This window comes from Amycolatopsis sp. NPDC043885 (assembly GCF_056435685.1).
Map to the genome: position 1 here is coordinate 138,833 of NZ_JBWKEA010000011.1, position 16,533 is coordinate 155,365.

A 16,533-nucleotide genomic window follows, 5' to 3' on the forward strand; every position below is an offset into this window, starting at 1 on the left:
GTCGGCGCGCCCCGGCGGCCGAATCCCCTGAGCACGCGGACATTTCGTCCCCAAGTGACAAGCGGAGTGCCCTCTTTCTCACGTTCCCGTGAGCACGTCCGTGTTTTCGGCGGCGTTCCATCATCCTTTCATTGACACTCTTCCCGGGACGTCCATACAGTTCCGGGCAGATAAAGAACGGTCTCCGGAATGGAATCCGCTTTCGGCAACGGCGCCGTTCCGAATTCACCCGCTCCTGTACGAGTCGTCACAACGAGGGGCCATGGAAACCATTTCGGAATCGGTCGTCGCCGCCCACGGGCCGGACGACGCACGCGGCGGGGAGTCGTTCGCGACGCTGCTGAGGTACTGGGCGTGGCGGCTCGGCGACGACGTCGCGGTGACCTACCTCGACCATCGTGCCGGGGCGGACGGCCGGGCGATCACCCTGTCCTGGCGCGAGCTCGACGACCGGGTCGACGCCCTCGCCACCCGCCTGACCGGGTTCACCGGCCCGGGGGACCGGGCCGCGATCCTGGCCCGGCAGTCCGTCGACTACGTCGTCGCCTTCCTCGGCGCGATCCGCGCCGGGCTGGTGGCGGTCCCGCTGTTCTCCCCGGACCTCCCCGGGCACGCGGGCAGGCTGGCCGCCGTGCTCGCCGACTGCGCGCCGAGGGTCGTGCTCACCACCACCGACGGACTCGACGACGCCGCCGGTTTCCTCGCCTCGACGGATTTCGAGCGGCCCGCCGTGCTCGCCGTCGACACCACAGCTCCGGTCGCGGCCGGTGATCGCTCCTGGCCGCGACCGGAACCGGACGGAGTGGCGTATCTGCAGTACACGTCCGGTTCCACGCGGACGCCGGCCGGCGTGATGCTGACCCACCGCAACGCGCTCACCAACGCCCGTCAGGCTTGCGACGCCTACGCGATCGAAACCGGGACGACCTCCACCGTCAGCTGGCTGCCGCTCTTCCACGACATGGGCCTGATCCTCGGGATCGGCGCGCCGCTGGCGGCGGGGGCGGCGTCTGTCCTGATGGATCCGCACGCCTTCCTGGAACGTCCGGCACGGTGGCTGCGCGCGCTCTCGGCCAGCCCCGGCGCGATCAGCGCGGCACCGAATTTCGCCTACGCCTACGCCGCTTCCCGGGTCACCGAGGACGAGAAGAGCTACCTCGAACTGAGCCGGGTCGTCTCGCTGATCAACGGCAGCGAGCCGGTTCTTCCGTCGACCATCGCGAAGTTCCACGGCGCCTTCGAGGAATGCGGGCTGCGCCCGGAGGTGCACCGGTCCTCCTACGGGCTGGCCGAGGCCACGGTGCTCGTCTCCGTCACCGAGGCGGGCACGGCGCCACGGCAGGTCGCCTTCGACCGCGAGCGGCTCGCCACCGGGCTCGCCGCGCCGGCGCTCCCCGGCGCGGCGTCCACCACCCTCGTCTCGTGCGGATTCCCGGTGGGACAACGGGTCCGCATCGCCGATCCGGTCACCGGCGCGCTGGTCGAACCCGGCAGGGTGGGGGAGATTCAGGTCAACGGCCCGAACGTCGGCGTGGGGTACTGGGGACGGCCCGCCGCGTCCGACGGTGTCTTCGGCCTGCCGCCGATCGACCCGGAGTCCGGCGCGGGCTGGCTCGCGACCGGGGACCTCGGCGTGCGGTACGAGGGTGAGCTGTTCATGACCGGCAGGCTCAAGGACCTCGTCATCGTCGACGGCCGCAACCACTACCCGCAGGACATCGAACAGACCGTGGAGACACATCCCGCGGTCCGGCCGCATTCCGCGGCGGCTTTCGCGATCGAGCACGAAGACGGCGAAGCGGCGGTCGTGCTGGTGGAGCGTGCCAAGGAGACCGGGGCCGACCTCGCCGTGGCGACCACGGAGATCAAGAGGGCCGTCTCGGCCGCGCACGCTCTGCGGCCGCACGACGTCGTCTTCCTCGCCCCGGGCGAGGTACCGCGCACCTCCAGCGGCAAGATCAGCCGTGCCCGGTGCCGGCAGTCCTATCTGGACGGTTCGCTGACCGCGCGGCGGCTCGGGTGACCGCGGAGATCCGCGCCTGGCTCGTCGCGCGGGTCGCGGAGCGGACCGGGTCGCCGGCGGATCACGTCGATCCGGACCGTCCGCTGCACGAGAGCGGGCTTTCCTCGCGGGAGTCGATGGAACTGGCGGCGGAGCTGGGCCGGTACCTCGGCCGCCCGTTGCCGCCGACCCTGGTGTGGCAGTATCCGACGATCGCCGCTCTCGCCGACCGTCTGTCCACAGTGGAGGACTCCGCGGCCGTGGGCGGTGAAGGCCGCGAGGAGGAACCGATCGCGATCGTCGGTGTCGGCTGTCGCCTGCCGGGCGGCGCGGACTCTCCTGAGCGCTACTGGCGGATCCTGGACGCCGGAGGCGACGGCATCCGCGAGGTTCCGGAGGATCGCTGGGATATCCCCGCGCGTGGCGGGTTCCTCGGTGACATCGCCGGTTTCGACGCCGAGTTCTTCGGCATCACTCCGGGCGAGGCCGAAACGATGGATCCCCAGCAGCGGATACTGCTCGAAGTGACGTGGGCGGCACTGGAGCACGCCGGGATCCCGCCGTCCACGCTCCGGGGAAGCCGGACCGGGGTGTTCGTCGGGCTCTCGGCGGGCGAGTACGGCCACCTGACGATGGCCGATCCAGCCACCGTCGACGTCTGGTCCGCCACCGGTGCCGCGACGAGCATCGCCGCCAACCGGCTGTCGTACCTGTTCGACCTGCGCGGGCCCAGTCTCACCGTCGACACCGCGTGCTCGTCCTCGCTGGTCGCGGTGCACCATGCGGTGCAGAGCCTGCGCCGCGGCGAATGCGGGACGGCGCTCGCCGCCGGGGTGAACCTGCTGCTCTCACCGGCGGTCACGGCGTCCTTCCAGCGGGCCGGGGTGCTGGCCCCGGACGGGTACTGCAAACCGTTCGACGCCGCCGCCGACGGCATCGCCCGCGGCGAGGGCTGTGGCGTGATCGTGCTCAGACCGCTGAAGGCCGCTCGCCGCGCGGGTGATCGGGTGCTCGCGGTGATCCGCGGCAGCGCGGTCAACTCCGACGGGCGGTCCAACGGTCTTGTCGCGCCCAGTCCCGGCGCGCAGGCGGACTTGCTGCGGGACGCGTACGCGGCGGCGGGCGTCGAGCCGTCCACTGTGGACTACGTGGAGGCGCACGGGACCGGGACCGAGGTGGGCGACCCGATCGAAGCGGGCGCGCTCGGAGAGGTGCTCGGAGCCGGACGCGAACCCGGCCGCCCGCTCCTGATCGGCTCGGTGAAGGGGAACCTGGGCCATCTGGAGGGCGCGGCGGGGATGGCCGGGCTGATCAAGGTCGTCCTCGCGATGGTCCACCGGCGGCTGCCGCCGACGCCGCATCATCACGAACCCAGCCCGCATGTCGACTTCACCGGTCTCGGCCTCCGGGTGGTGGACACCGGGACCGGGTGGCCGCGCTACTCCGACGTCGTGCGCGCCGGGGTCTCGGCGTTCGGCTTCGGTGGCACCAACGCCCACGTCGTCCTCGAAGAATGGCCTGCCGCGTCGTTCGCCGCTCGCGGGACGGAGACCGGGCGCCCGCGGATCTTCGTGCTGTCCGCGCGGTCGGCCGAGGTGCTCCGGGCGCGGGCCGCCGATCTGGCGGACTGGCTCGAAGACCCCGCCCACCGGTCGGTCCCGCTGGACACGGTCGCCGCGACACTGGCCCGGAGCCGCGACCACTTGCCCATCCGTGGCGCGGTCATCGCGGAGGGACGCGACCGGGTGGCCGCCGCATGGCGGGAAATGGCCGCCGGACGCGAGAGCGGCGACGTCGTCCTCGGCGAGGCCGGACCTGCGCCAGGCGTCGTGTTCGTCTTCTCCGGCTACGGCTCCCAGTGGCCCGGGATGGGCCGCGTCCTGCTGCGCACCGAGCCCGCGTTCCGGGCCGAGGTGGAGGCACTCGATCCGGTGTTCCTGGCCGAAGCGGGGTTCACTCTGAGCGAGATGTTCTCCGGCGCGCGGGACCTGCCGGACCTCGCGGAGACGCAACTCGCGTTGTTCGGCATGCAGCTGGCCCTCGCGGGGCTCTGGCGCGCACACGGCGTCGTCCCGTCCGCGGTGCTCGGGCATTCGATGGGCGAGGTCGCGGCCGCCGTCGTCGCGGGGGCGCTGGACGTCGCCGACGGCCTGCGCGTGATGGCCACCCGCGCCCGGCTGCTGGCCGAGGTCGACGCGTCCGGCGACGGCGCGATGGCGGTGGTCGAACTGTCCCCGGCCGAACTCGCCGATCTGGAAACGGACTTCCCCGGGATCACCGTCGCGGTCTACGCCTCGCCGGTCCAGTGCACCGTCAGCGGCGGCGCCGAACAGGTCGAGGCGCTGGTTTCGCACGTCGAGAGCCTCGGCAGGCTGGCGAAGCGGCTGCCGGTCGGGGGTGCGGGCCATTCGGAAGCCGTCGACGCCGTTCTCGGCCGGTTCCGCGCCGAGCTCGGCGACCTTTCCCCACGACCGGTGGAGATTCCCTGCTACAGCAGCGTTCTCGACGATCCACAAAGGTCAGTGGTGTTCGACGTCGACTACTGGGCGGCGAATCTGCGCCGTCCGGTGCGGTTCAGCCAGGCGCTGGTGGCGGCGACCGCCGACGGGTACGGCGTGTTCGTCGAGATTTCGCCGCATCCGGTCGCACTGGCCGCGATCGAGCAGAGCACCGGCGCGCTCGCGGTGCCGTCGGCGAGCCGCAAGGTCGACGAGCGGGTGGCGTTCCTGACCACGCTCGCCCGGCTCCACACCCTCGGACTGCCCGTCCTGCTCGACGACGGTGGCCCCCGTCCGCTTCCGGTCGAGTTGCCGGGTCCGCGCTGGCGGCACCGGCGGTTCTGGCCGCGGCGTACGGCGAACCGAGCCGGGGGCGCGCATCCGTTGCTGGGTGTCCACATCGAACAACCGACCGGTGGCGGGCACCTGTGGCACGCGGACATCGGGACCGAGGCGCTGCCGTGGCTGGCCGACCACGCGGCGATGGGTGTCCCACTGTTCCCCGCCGCCGGATTCCTGGAACTCGCGCTCGCGGCGGCGAAAACGGTCCTGCGGCCCGGCGGGAGGTTGCGCATCGGTGGTCTCGAACTGCACCGGGTGCTCCCGCTCGCCGCGCACACCGCGGTGACGACCAGCCTGAGCTCCGGAAGCGTGGACGTCTACGCGCGATCCGCGGACGGCGGCTGGGTGCGGCACGCGACCGCCCGTGTCCGCGACGGGAACACCGCGCTGGTGCCGTTCGGCGCGGTCGGCGACGACGCCCGGCCGATCGACCTGTATCGGGTGCTGGCCGGCGTGGGGCAGAGCTATGGTCCCGCTTTCCGTGGGCTGCGTGACGTCCTGGCCGCGCCGGGCCGGGCTTCGGCGTCGATCACCCTGCCCGCCGACGATCCGGCGTACGTCCTGCATCCGGTGATCGCCGATGCCTGCCTGCACGCGCTGGCCGCCGCGGCCGGGGACGCGCTCCACGAAGCCGACGGCGTGTTCCTGCCGCTGACCTTGGGCGAGATCGTTCTCTCCGGTGACCCACGCCGCGGTGTCCGGGTCGACGCGGTCCTCGACTCGCTCGACCCGGCGGGCGACGGCCTGGTCGGCGGTGTCCAGCTGGTCGACGCGCACGGCGTCGTCCTGGTCGAGTTCCGAGAGGTCTACTGCCGCCGGTTCCAGCGTTCGGCGCTGCCGGTACCCATGGCGGACCTGCTGTTCGAGACGGTCTGGCGGCAGGCCGACCTGCCGTCGGCCGCGCCGGGCTCGCGCCGCTGGGTCGTCCTGCACGAAGACGCGCCGTGGCTGACGGCGTTGCGCGACCGGCTCACCGAAGCCGGGGACGAGCTGGTGACGGTTCGGCCCGGGGACCGGAAGGCGCTCGCGGAAGTCCTGAGGTCCCGCGAGGTGGCGGGAGTCCTCGCGTGCGCCGGGACTTCGGACGGGCCCGATCCGATGAACGCGGCGCGCAGGGTCGCCGAATTCTCCGGCATCCTCGCCGAACTGGTCGAAACGGCGCCGCGGTTGTGGGTCGTCAGCGCGGGTGCCTCGGCCATCGAACCCGGCGAGCGCGGTGACCCCGGCCAGGCCTGGCTGCGCGGATTGGTCCGGGTCCTCGCCTTCGAGCACCCCGAACTGCGGGCGAGCCAGGTCGACTTCGACGCCGAGCCGGACCCGGCCCGGCTGTGGGTCGGCAGGCTGGTGGCGGAGATCCGCGCTGACGCGCCGGACGACGAGATCGCCTGGCGAGAGGGCGTCCGGTACACGCGGCTGCTCGCCCGCCCGAAGCTCGGCGAACCCGGCCACGAAACCGTGGTGCGCGACGGCGCTTACGTGATCACCGGAGGTCTCGGCGGCCTCGGCCTGGTCGCCGCGGATTGGCTTGCGGCACGCGGCGCGACCAGGCTCGTCCTTTCCGGCCGGCGTGGTGCGAGCCCTGCGGTCGAGCCGCTTCTGGCAGACCTGCGCGAGCAGGGCGTCGACGTCCGCGTGGTGACGGGTGACATCGCCGAACCGGGAACGGCCGAAGCGCTGGTCGCGGCCGCGACCGAAGGCGGCCAGCCGTTGCGTGGGGTGCTGCACGCGGCCGGTGTGCTGTCCGACGGCGCCGCCGTCGCCCTCGACGACGACGCCGTCGAGGCTGTCTGGCGCGCGAAAGCGCTGGGGGCATGGCGAGTGCACGAGGCGACGGCCGGACACGAACTCGACTGGTGGCTGACGTATTCGTCGGCGGCGGCGTTGTTCGGATCACCGGGGCAGACCGCCTACGCCACCGCGAACGCGTGGGTGGACGCCCTCATCGCGTGGCGCCGCGCCGCGGGACTGCCGGCGGCGACCATCGGCTGGGGAGCCTGGGGTGAAGCGGGAGCGGCCGTCGGCAGCCGTAATCCCGTCCTCGAATCGCTCGGCACGGAGGAGGCGTTGGCGGCGATGGAGGCCGTGTTGCGCCGTGACCGCGTGTCGACCGGGATCGCCAGGGTCGACGCCGGGACGGTGCTCGCCCTGTTCCCCCGGCTGGCCGGACGGCCGTTCTTCGAGATCCTGGTACCGGGGGAGGAACCGGCATCCGGACCGTCCACTTGGGACGGACTGGACGCGCTGCGGGCGGTCCTCCCGGAAGCCGCCCGCGAGATGCTGGCCGACTACCTCGCCGGGCTCGTCGCCGGGATGCTCGGCCTCTCCGCGGACGAGATCGACCGGCGGACGCCGCTCACCCGGCTCGGCCTGGACTCGCTCGCCGCCTTGCGCGCCAGGGGAGTCGTGGAACGCGACTTCGGCCTGACGCTGCCGATTCCGCTGCTGTTGCGGGGTGCGGGCCTCGCCGAAGTCGCCGGCCATCTCGCCGATCAGGCGGGGTTCGGCGAGGGAGGAGCCCGGCCCGCCAAGCAGGTCACGGCCGTCGGGCCGCGCGATCCGGCCGAACGCTGGATCGCCCGGCACTGGCAGGCGGAACTCGGCGGCGCGGAGCCCGGCGTCCACGAGGACTTCTTCGCCGCCGGTGGCGACGCCGAAGCGGCCGAACGGCTGCGAGCCGTGATCGCCGGGCAGCTGGGAGCCGTTCCCGAACGGCTCTTCGCCACACCGACGATCGCCGCGATGGCCGACCTGCTGCGCGACGAGATCGAAGGACGCGGAGGCTGCCCTGTCCGGCCCCTGCGCGAAGGCGGCACGGATCCGGTGTTCCTGTTCCATCCGGCGGGCGGTCCGACGAGCGTCTACGAGGGGCTCGTCCGCCTGCTGCCCGAGGGCAGATCCGTCTACGGGCTCGAACGGATCGACGACGAAGACACCGTCGAGGACAAGGCCGAGTGCTATGTCGAGCTGATCCGGGAAATCCAGCCGCGGGGCCCGTACCGGCTGGGCGGGTGGTCGTTCGGCGGCTGCCTCGCCTACGAGACCGCACGGCGCCTGACCGCGGCCGGGGAGCGGGTCGATCTCGTGTTCATGATCGACAGCATCCTGCCGCTGCCCGCGCCGGGGAAACCGGCCGGGGAGATCCTGCTGGACCGGTTCGACCGGTTCGCGGAGCACATCGAGCGGACCTACGGTGTCCCGCTGGACATCCCGCGTGAAGACCTCGCCCGGCTCGGCGACGACGAACAGATCCGGCTGGTGATCGGCAGGTTGGCCGCACAGGTGCCCGAGCTGGGGCACGGCGTGCTGCGGCACCAGTACGAGTCCTATGTGGACGCACGGGTCGCCGAACGGTACGAGCCGGAACCCTATGCCGGGCCGGTGCTGTTGCTGCGCGCGCAGGAGCCGCATCCGCTGACCACCACCCTCGATCCGCGGTACCTGCGCACCGACGACACCCTGGGCTGGGACGCCTTCTGCCCGGATCTGGAGGTCGTGCGGGTGCCGGGCGATCACCTGTCGATGATCGACCCGCCGCACGTCGAGGTGGTCGCCTCGGCACTCTCGGCCCGGCTCGGGGCTCCGAGGACGGCGAGATCATGACCGATGTCCCGTTCGCTCCGACGACGGCGTTCCGGATCGCCGATCTCGCCGCCCGCCGGGAAGAGCTCCGGACCGCCGAGAAGCGGGCCGCCGACCGGCAGCACGCCAAGGGGAAGCTGACCGCGCGCGAACGCGTCGAGGAGTTGCTGGACCCGGGTTCCTTCGTCGAACTCGACCAGTTCGCCCGGCATCGGTGCACCGAGTTCGGGATGGACGCCAACCGGCCCTACGGCGACGGAGTGGTGACCGGGCACGGCACCGTCGACGGCAGGCGGATCTGCGTGTTCTCCCAGGACTTCACCGTGTTCGGGGGCAGCATGGGCGAGGTCTTCGGCGAGAAGGTCCTCAAGGTGATGGACCTGGCGATGACGCTGGGCTGTCCCGTGGTCGGGATCAACGACTCCGGCGGCGCCCGGATCCAGGAAGGCGTCGTCTCGCTCGCCTACTACGCCGAACTCGGCAGGCGCAACACGCTGGCGTCCGGCGTCATCCCGCAGATCTCGCTGATCATGGGCCCCTGCGCGGGCGGGGCGGTCTACTCGCCGGCGATCACCGACTTCACCGTGATGGTCGACGAGACCGCGCACATGTTCGTCACCGGGCCGGACGTCGTGCACGCCGTCAGCGGCGAACGGGTCACCGCTCAGCGGCTCGGCGGCGCCGCGGTGAACAGCGAGGTGTCCGGGAACGCCCACCACCGGGCCACCGACGAACACGACGCCATCGACTGGGTGCGGACCCTGCTCGGGTATCTGCCGTCCAACAACCTCGACACCGTCCCGGAGTACGCCGACGAGACCGCGCCCGAACTCACCGCCGCCGACCTCGAACTCGACCGGCTGGTGCCCGATTCGCTGAATCAGGCGTACGACATGGCCGAGGTGATCGTCCGTCTCGTCGACGACGGCGACTTCATGGAGGTGCACAGCGGCTTCGCGCCTAACATGATCTGCGCGTTCGGCCGGATCCGGGGCCGCACGGTCGGTGTCGTGGCGAACCAGCCTCGCCATCGTGCGGGCGTGATCGACATCGACGCCTCGGAGAAGGCCGCGCGGTTCGTCCGGTTCTGCGACGCCTTCTCCATCCCGATCCTCACCCTGGCCGACGTGCCCGGTTACCTGCCCGGCGAGGCGCAGGAACGGCACGGGATCATCCGGCGCGGCGCCAAGCTGATCTACGCCTACGCCGAGGCGACCGTGCCGAAGGTGACCGTGGTGATCCGCAAGGCTTACGGCGGCGGCTACGCGGTGATGGGGTCGAAACATCTCGGCGCGGACATCAACCTGGCCTGGCCCACCGCGGAGATCGCGGTGATGGGCGCCGAGGGCGCGGTGCGGGTGCTGCACCGGCACGACCTGGCCGCGCTGCCCCCGGAACAGCGGTCCGCCGAACGGCGACGGCTCACCGAGGCGTACCGCGAACGGCATTCGAACCCTTACCCGGCGGCCGAACGCGGTTACGTCGATCAGGTCATCGCGCCGTCGCAGACACGCCTTCAGGTGGCGAGGGCGTTGCACGCGCTGCGGACCAAACGGCAGACCCTCCCGGCCAAGAAGCACGGAAACATCCCGTTGTGAGCAAGGAGAAACGATGAAGCGAACCCGGCGGTGGGGTCTGCTGGCGCTGGCCATGGCCGCCCTGCTCGGAAGCCCGGTCCCCGCGAGCGCGGCGCCCGCGCCGGTCACCGCCGACAACGGCGCGAAGGTCGTCGAGGAGACCTGGCTGGACGCGCGCACCGTCGACCTCAAGATCAGTTCGCCCGCGCTCGGCACCACCGGCATGGTCCGCCTGCTGGTCCCGGCGGGCTGGGCCGCGCAACCGACGCGGACCTGGCCGACGCTGTTCCTGCTGCACGGCTGCTGCGAACCGGTCGACTACCGCTCGTGGGACCAGTTCACCGACGTCAAGGCGTTCACCGCGGACAAGGACGCCCTCGTCGTCATGCCGACCGGCGGGCCCGCCGGGATGTACACGAAATGGTGGAACTTCGGGCTCAAGAGCACTCCCGACTGGGACACCTTCCACACCCTGGAGGTGCGGCAGATCGTCGAACGCGGCTACCGGGCGGGTACGCGCCGGGTCGTCGCCGGACTGTCGATCGGCGGGTACGGCGCGCTCGCGTACTCGTACAAGCACAAGGGCATGTTCGCCGCGGCCGCGTCCTACAGCGGGGTGCCGAACACCCTCAACCAGGGAGCTCCGCTGTTCATCCAGGGGATCCTGGCCCGCGCGGGGATCTTCAACTACCTCGAACTCTGGGGCGACTCCTGGGGGATGCGGCCGCTCTGGACGGCGAACAATCCATACGACAACGTCGACGGCCTGCGTGGCACGGCGCTCTACATCTCCTGCGGGAACGGGAAGACCGGTCCGCTCGACCCGCCGGGACAGTCCGACATCTTCGAACCGCAGGCGCTGGCTTCCTCGGTGAGTTTCACGGATCGGTTGAAGGCCAAGGGGATTCCGGCGACCGTCGACTACTACGGCGACGGTACGCACAGCTGGCCCTACTGGCAACGGGCGCTGCGGAACTCCTGGCCGGTGCTGGCGGGTGGGCTCGGGATCTCGTGAGTGGTAAGGACGGTTCTAACCGTCCTTACCACTCACGAGGGGTTACTCGGCGGTGCCGGCCACGGCGTGCTTTCGCGACACCCCGCACCGCACCAGCGCTACCCGGCCGCGATCAGTTCGGCGAAGCGTTCCGGGCTCACGTTCCCGCCGCTGACGATCACCCCGACCCTGCCCGAAGCGGGCACCTGGCCGCTGAGCAGCGCCGCGAGCCCGGTCGCCCCGCTCGGCTCGATGACGAGCTTCAGCCGTTCGAACGCGAACCGCATCGCGTCCCGGACCTGGTCGTCGGTGACCAGCGCGATGTCGTCGACGAGCCGCCGGTTGATCGAGAAGGTCAGTTCGCCGGGAATGGAGGCCGCCTGGCCGTCGGCGATGGTCCGCGGCACGGGAATCGACACGCGTTCCCCGGCCTCCAGCGAGCGTTTGGTGTCGTCGCCCTCGGCGGGTTCGACACCGACGACCCGGATACCGGGCCGCACGGCCTTCGCGGCGGTCGAGCTGCCCGCGATCAGGCCACCGCCGCCGACCGGGACGACGAGCGTGTCCAGTGATTCGGTGTCCTCCAGCAGTTCCAGCGCCGCGGTGCCCTGCCCGGCGATCACGTGCGGGTGCTCGTAGGGCGGGATGAGCGCGAGACCGCGGTCGGCCGCCAGTGCCTCACCGATCGCGACGCGGTCGCCGGTGTACCGGTCGTAGGTGACGATCTCGGCGCCGTAGCCGGCGGTGGCGTCCTTTTTGGACTGCGGGGTGTCCTCCGGGATCAGGATGACCGCGCTGCTCCCGAGTTCCCGCGCGGCGAGCGCGACGGCTTGGGCGTGGTTCCCCGACGAGTAGGCGGCGATGCCCTTGGCCAGCTGTTCCGGCGACAGTCGCGAAGCGGCGTTGTACGCGCCACGGAACTTGAAAGCCCCGACGCGCTGGAGGTTTTCGCACTTGATGAAGACCTCGGCGCCGACGAGGTCGTCGAGGGTCCGGGAACGCACGACCGGCGTCCGGTGCGCGACACCGGCCAGACGGGCGGCGGCGTCGCGGATGTCGTCGATGGTCATGGGGGCGGTCATGATGCTCCTTGATCACGGATTTCGGCGAGATAGTTGTAAGCGGAGGCGCGGGAGATCCCGATCCGGGCCGCGACCTGGGGCACGGCCCGCCGCACGGCGAAGACGCCGCGCGCGTGCAGGCTGCGGAACAGGTCGAGGCGTTCTTCGCGGCTGAGCGCGGTCCAAGGTTTGTTCAGCCGGAGCTGGTGCTCGTCGACGATCGCGTCCACCACCGCGTCGACGTCGTCGCCGAAGGTGGTGGTCGGCGTTTCCGCGGCGGTGCCGACGTCGGCGAGTTCGCCGACCAGGGTCCGCAGCTGGCCCAGCGCGGTGACGTCGAGGTTCACGCACAAGGCGCCGAACACCGAGCCGCCGCTGTCGCGCAGCAGCATGGTCGACGACTTCACGAGCTTCCCGGACGCCGTCCGAGTGACGTAGTTCAGCTGGTCTTCGGCGTCGTCGCCGCGGGCGAGCAGGCCCATGCCGATCTCGCTCATCGAGCCGCCCACGGTGCGGTCGGTGACCGAGCCGGCGATCGCGACCACCGACTTCTCCGGACGGCGGAAGTCGTGCACCACGACCTCGCAGAACGAGCCGAGTGTCGCCGCGATGCCGTCGGCGACCGGGGCGAGCGCGTCGAGGATCGCGTCCTGCTCAGACATCGCGTACTCGGGCCAGGGCTTCGACCTCGACGACGCCGCCATAGGGCAGCGACGCCACTCCCACACAGGTCCGGGCGGGCCGGGGCTCGGCGAAGAACTCTTCGTAGACCCGGTTGAGGCCGTCGCGGTCGGCGATGTCGGTCAGGTAGACGACGACCTTCACCACGTCGGCCCTCGTCGCGCCCACCGAACGCAGCGCGGCGTCGAGGTTGGCGAAGGCCTGCGGGCATTCGGCGCCGAATCCGCCGGGCACCAGTGCGCCGGCCTCGCTCACGCCGAGCCGCCCGGACACGGAAACCAGGTCGCCGCTGCGGAAGGCCGGAGGGTACGGATGCTCGTTGGTCACGAGACTGACTGTATAAGCGCTGGACGGAAAGTCCAACCGAAATAGGAAGTGACATACCGCTCACGTGGTGAACGGGGTGTTACTCGCGGGTAGTCGCTCGGGTTAACGGGCTTCACTCGGACGAGCGACCGCTGTTTCATGATCGTCAAATGGCGGTGAACCGCCTTGTTCGGCCTTCGATGATCAAGGCAGCCTCCTCGGCGTGCGGTCCCTGTCCGCACAGCCACAGCCGAGAGGATGCACACCATGCGCGACACCCAGAGCACCACCCGCCGCTGGACGAAGCGGGGCCTGGCGGCCGGCCTGCTGGCGGTTCCGATGCTCGCCGTCTTCGGCGGCTCGGCGTCAGCGGCGGAACTCACGCCGATCGCCGAGTACCTCGACAGCACCATCGCCGGCCTGTCCGCGTCGTTGGTCGAGGCGCTCGCGGCCCTGCTCGGCGTGGGCTGAGCCGGGCCCGAGTCGTCAGGAAAGGGGCGTTCAGGACGTTTTTCGTCCTGAACGCCCCTTTCCTGACATCGCTCAGACCACCTCGAAGTTCGCCATCATCGCCATGTCCTCGTGTTCGGCGTTGTGGCAATGGAAGACATAACGGCCGCGATAGCCGTCGAACCGCGCGATGACCTCGACCGACTCGCCGGGGGCCAGGTCCACGGTGTCCTTGATGCCGCCGTCGAACGGCCCCGGCGGACGCCCGCCCCGCGAAAGGATCCGGAAGCCCACCAGGTGCAGATGCACGGGATGGTGGATGTCGGCGACGAACCGCCAGATCTCCGTGTCGCCTAGGCGCGGGCTCGCCGACATCACGTCCGGTGAGAACGGTTCCCCGCCGATCACCCAGCCCGCGCGGCCGTGGACGGTGCCTGCCCGGAACGAGAAGTCCCGCGTGGTCGTGGCCTGTTCGCGAGTGAGCGGCGGGATTTCGCCGAGTTTCGCCGGAACGCGGCTGTCGTCCGCGGCGCGGCGCGCGACGACGAATCGCATGACCTGGGCGGTCGAACCGGTGCCGAGCCGGTTCACGAGGGTGACCTCGGTGCCGGCCGGATACCGGCCGAAGTCGACGACGACGTCGTACCGTTCCGCAGGCGCGATGGGGAGATGGTCGTGTACGCGCGGCGCGTCCAGGAGGCCTTGGTCGGCGCCGATCTGCACGAAACCGCCCCCGCCGGGCGGCGACGGGTCCAGCGCCAGGTCGTAGCGCCGGGCGTTGGAGCCGTTGAGCAGGCGCAGGCGGTACTTGACGGCCGCCACCTCGTGTACCGGCCACGGCGCGCCGTTGACCAGGATGACATCACCGAAAACGCCTTCCACATAAGCACTTTCGACGCCTGGTGTGGTCCGCAGCGACCGGTCGAGCGAGGGATAGGCGAAGGCCCCGTGCTCGTCGAAAGACCGGTCGGCGATCATCAGCGGCAGTTCACGGTCCCCGGACGGGAGTCCCAGTGAGTCTTCCTCGTCGTCGCGGACCAGATGGAAGCCGGCCAGGCCCCGGTACACGGCCGGACCGGTGAAGTCCATGCGATGGTCGTGGTACCACAGTGTCGCGGCCCGTTGCCGCAGCGGGAAGACGTAGTCGCGTTCCCCGTTCGAGATCCGGGCACGGGCGTCGGCCATGGTGTGCCCCGTGTGCGCGGTGCTCCAACCGGACCGCGGCAGGACGAGATCGGTCGGGTAGCCGTCGGAGTCGGCGGGGGTGTGCCCGCCGTGCAGGTGGACCACGGTCGGCACGGGAAGTTCGTTGCGGTGCTGAGCCACCACCGTCCGGTCCCGCCGCGACTCGATCGTCGGACCGGGTAAGATTCCGTCGTAGCCCCAGATCGGCGTCCGGACGCCGGGGAGGATCTCGGCCGCCGCCGCCCGCTGGGTGATCGTGTAGTGATCGGCCTCGGCGGTCCTTTGCGGACGCAGGACCGGCGGGATCGGCAGCGGTACCCGGAACGGCTCCGGCAACGGGAGTCCGCTGCGCAGCAACTCGCCGGTCCCCGGAGCGCCCCGCGCGAGCAGGCGGGGAGCCGCGACCCCCGCCGCGACGAGGACACCGGCCCCGCCGGCGAGCCCGAAGAAGGTCCTGCGGGGCAGCCGCCTGCTCATCGGTCCACCCGCCAGGTCTGCGGCCGCCAGACGGCGATGGTCGTCAGCACCGTCGCGGTGACGAGGGCGACGCCGAGCGGGATGTGCAGGTCGAGCGCGCCCTTCATCCCGGCGAGATACTGTCCGGTCTCGCCCAGCGCGAGCAGCAGGCTGATCCAGAACAGCCAGCGCGGTCCGCGGACCAGCCACAGGACGAGCGCCGCCAGGATCTGCGCGTACGCCAGGTACGACACGGCGTCGGCGCCCCAGCGGTGCAGCCAGAGCATGTCGTAGTCGCCGCCGAGATAGCCGCCGGCGAACACCGGCTGGCCGATGATCGCGACGGCGTGGGCGCTCACCAGTACCCGGTTCACCACCAGCGTCCCGTTCGCCGTCCGGCTCGGGCTGGTCAGGGTTTCACTCACGTGATCGAACGTAGAAGCCGACGCCTTATGCTGTCCAAGACAAGATCGGTTATCTGTTCATAACAGGCGAGGTATCAGCAGTGGATCTTCTGGCACTCCGGTACTTCCAGACGGTCGCCCGGCTCGAACACGTCGGCCGGGCCGCCGAAAAGCTGCGTGTCGCGCAACCCTCGCTCAGCCGGACCTTGGCCAGGCTCGAGAACGACCTCGGCGTACCGCTGTTCGACCGGCACGGCCGCCGGATCCGGCTCAACCGGTTCGGGACCGCGTTCCTCCGCCGCGTCGACCGGGCGCTGGCCGAACTCGACGACGCCCGTCAGGAACTCGACGACGCCGCCGGGCTGGAACGTGGCACCGTCGCCGTCGCAGCCGAAAGCCTCCTGGTCCTCACCGAACCGCTTCGCGCCTTCGTCCCCCATCATCCGCTGGTGGACTTGCGGCTTTCCCAGGCATCGGCGGAGGGGATGGCGGACAAACTGAGAGCCGGCGACGTCGACCTCTGCGTCACGTCGCAACCCTTGACCGGCAACGACATCCGCAGCCGTGTGCTCCTCGACGAGGCGGTGATGCTCTGCGTTCCTTCCGGGCACCGGCTCGCCGAGCGCGGCCGTGTCGGCCTGGCGGATCTCGAGGGCGAGCCGTTCCTCACCACGCGGCCCGGTTACTGGCAACGCGGGCTCGTCGATCGTCTGTTCGCAAAGGCCGGGCTCGACCTGCACGTCGTCTGCGAGGGAGACGAAGCCGCGGTGCTCTTCCAGCTCGTCGACGCGGGGCTCGGTATCGCGCTGGTGCCTTCCCTGGGGTTGCGCGCCGTCACCGGCTCGGCGGTGGTCTGGCTGGACGTCGACGATCCCGACTGCCGCCGCGTGCTCAGCGTCGCGTGGCGCGAGGACACGTACCTTTCCGTTGCCGCCCAACGGTTTCGCGATCACCTGGTCGGCCACTTCCGTGCGCGGGCCGAGCCCCGGTCGAGGTGA

At 71.0% G+C, this 16,533-nt stretch carries 11 protein-coding genes; 6 read left to right on the top strand and 5 right to left on the bottom strand.

The window, feature by feature from the left end; genetic code table 11:
- The first annotated feature begins 262 nt into the window (after window positions 1-262).
- The 4 genes from AC069I_RS28185 to AC069I_RS28200 are packed head-to-tail and all read left to right on the top strand — an operon-like array spanning window position 263 to window position 11,013.
- Entirely contained in the window at window positions 263-2,023 is a 1,761-nt protein-coding gene (locus AC069I_RS28185) for a fatty acyl-AMP ligase (RefSeq protein WP_478266760.1), read from the top strand.
- On the top strand, window positions 2,020-8,442 hold the full coding sequence (locus tag AC069I_RS28190; protein WP_478266761.1) for an SDR family NAD(P)-dependent oxidoreductase: 6,423 nt from the start codon (window positions 2,020-2,022) through the stop codon (window positions 8,440-8,442). Before AC069I_RS28185 ends, AC069I_RS28190 begins: the two co-directional genes overlap by 4 nt.
- Window positions 8,439-10,019 carry an acyl-CoA carboxylase subunit beta gene (locus AC069I_RS28195; RefSeq protein WP_478266762.1) on the top strand — a complete coding sequence of 527 codons (1,581 nt, stop codon included), beginning with the start codon at window positions 8,439-8,441 and terminating at the stop codon, window positions 10,017-10,019. The genes AC069I_RS28190 and AC069I_RS28195 overlap by 4 nt, the downstream gene beginning before the upstream one ends.
- 13 nt (window positions 10,020-10,032) lie before the next feature.
- Window positions 10,033-11,013, top strand: coding sequence for an alpha/beta hydrolase (locus AC069I_RS28200; RefSeq protein ID WP_478266763.1), 981 nt, complete (start codon window positions 10,033-10,035; stop codon window positions 11,011-11,013).
- 98 nt (window positions 11,014-11,111) lie between these two features.
- Here the strand turns inward: AC069I_RS28200 and AC069I_RS28205 are convergent, their stop codons facing one another.
- The 3 genes from AC069I_RS28205 to AC069I_RS28215 are packed head-to-tail and all read right to left on the bottom strand — an operon-like array spanning window position 11,112 to window position 13,061.
- Window positions 11,112-12,074, bottom strand: coding sequence for a pyridoxal-phosphate dependent enzyme (locus AC069I_RS28205; protein ID WP_478266764.1), 963 nt, complete (start codon window positions 12,072-12,074; stop codon window positions 11,112-11,114).
- Window positions 12,071-12,715 carry a helix-turn-helix transcriptional regulator gene (locus tag AC069I_RS28210; protein WP_340682426.1) on the bottom strand — a complete coding sequence of 215 codons (645 nt, stop codon included), beginning with the start codon at window positions 12,713-12,715 and terminating at the stop codon, window positions 12,071-12,073. Before AC069I_RS28210 ends, AC069I_RS28205 begins: the two co-directional genes overlap by 4 nt.
- Complete coding sequence (locus tag AC069I_RS28215) at window positions 12,708-13,061, bottom strand: RidA family protein (protein WP_478227065.1); 354 nt, start codon at window positions 13,059-13,061, stop codon at window positions 12,708-12,710. Before AC069I_RS28215 ends, AC069I_RS28210 begins: the two co-directional genes overlap by 8 nt.
- A 246-nt stretch (window positions 13,062-13,307) precedes the next feature.
- Between AC069I_RS28215 and AC069I_RS28220 the strand changes: the two genes are divergently transcribed.
- Window positions 13,308-13,511, top strand: coding sequence for a hypothetical protein (locus AC069I_RS28220; protein WP_192744723.1), 204 nt, complete (start codon window positions 13,308-13,310; stop codon window positions 13,509-13,511).
- Window positions 13,512-13,583: 72 nt separating this feature from the next.
- On the opposite strand, the gene AC069I_RS28225 is transcribed toward AC069I_RS28220, so the two are convergent.
- Window positions 13,584-15,152 (bottom strand): multicopper oxidase family protein, encoded by a 1,569-nt coding sequence (locus AC069I_RS28225; protein WP_478266765.1) that lies wholly within the window; start codon window positions 15,150-15,152, stop codon window positions 13,584-13,586.
- Window positions 15,149-15,556, bottom strand: a complete 408-nt coding sequence (locus tag AC069I_RS28230) for a hypothetical protein (protein ID WP_478234372.1) — start codon at window positions 15,554-15,556, stop codon at window positions 15,149-15,151. Before AC069I_RS28230 ends, AC069I_RS28225 begins: the two co-directional genes overlap by 4 nt.
- A gap of 80 nt (window positions 15,557-15,636) precedes the next feature.
- Between AC069I_RS28230 and AC069I_RS28235 the strand changes: the two genes are divergently transcribed.
- Window positions 15,637-16,533: a LysR family transcriptional regulator gene (locus AC069I_RS28235; protein WP_478266766.1), complete on the top strand. Its 897-nt coding sequence runs from the start codon at window positions 15,637-15,639 to the stop codon at window positions 16,531-16,533.

Coding starts and splice junctions, on each gene's coding strand:
- AC069I_RS28185 (WP_478266760.1), top strand. CDS start 263: ATGGAAACCATTTCGGAATCGGTCGTCGCCGCCCACGGGCCGGACGAC.
- AC069I_RS28195 (WP_478266762.1), top strand. CDS start 8,439: ATGACCGATGTCCCGTTCGCTCCGACGACGGCGTTCCGGATCGCCGAT.
- AC069I_RS28200 (WP_478266763.1), top strand. CDS start 10,033: ATGAAGCGAACCCGGCGGTGGGGTCTGCTGGCGCTGGCCATGGCCGCC.
- AC069I_RS28205 (WP_478266764.1), bottom strand. CDS start 12,074: ATGACCGCCCCCATGACCATCGACGACATCCGCGACGCCGCCGCCCGT.
- AC069I_RS28210 (WP_340682426.1), bottom strand. CDS start 12,715: ATGTCTGAGCAGGACGCGATCCTCGACGCGCTCGCCCCGGTCGCCGAC.
- AC069I_RS28220 (WP_192744723.1), top strand. CDS start 13,308: ATGCGCGACACCCAGAGCACCACCCGCCGCTGGACGAAGCGGGGCCTG.
- AC069I_RS28225 (WP_478266765.1), bottom strand. CDS start 15,152: ATGAGCAGGCGGCTGCCCCGCAGGACCTTCTTCGGGCTCGCCGGCGGG.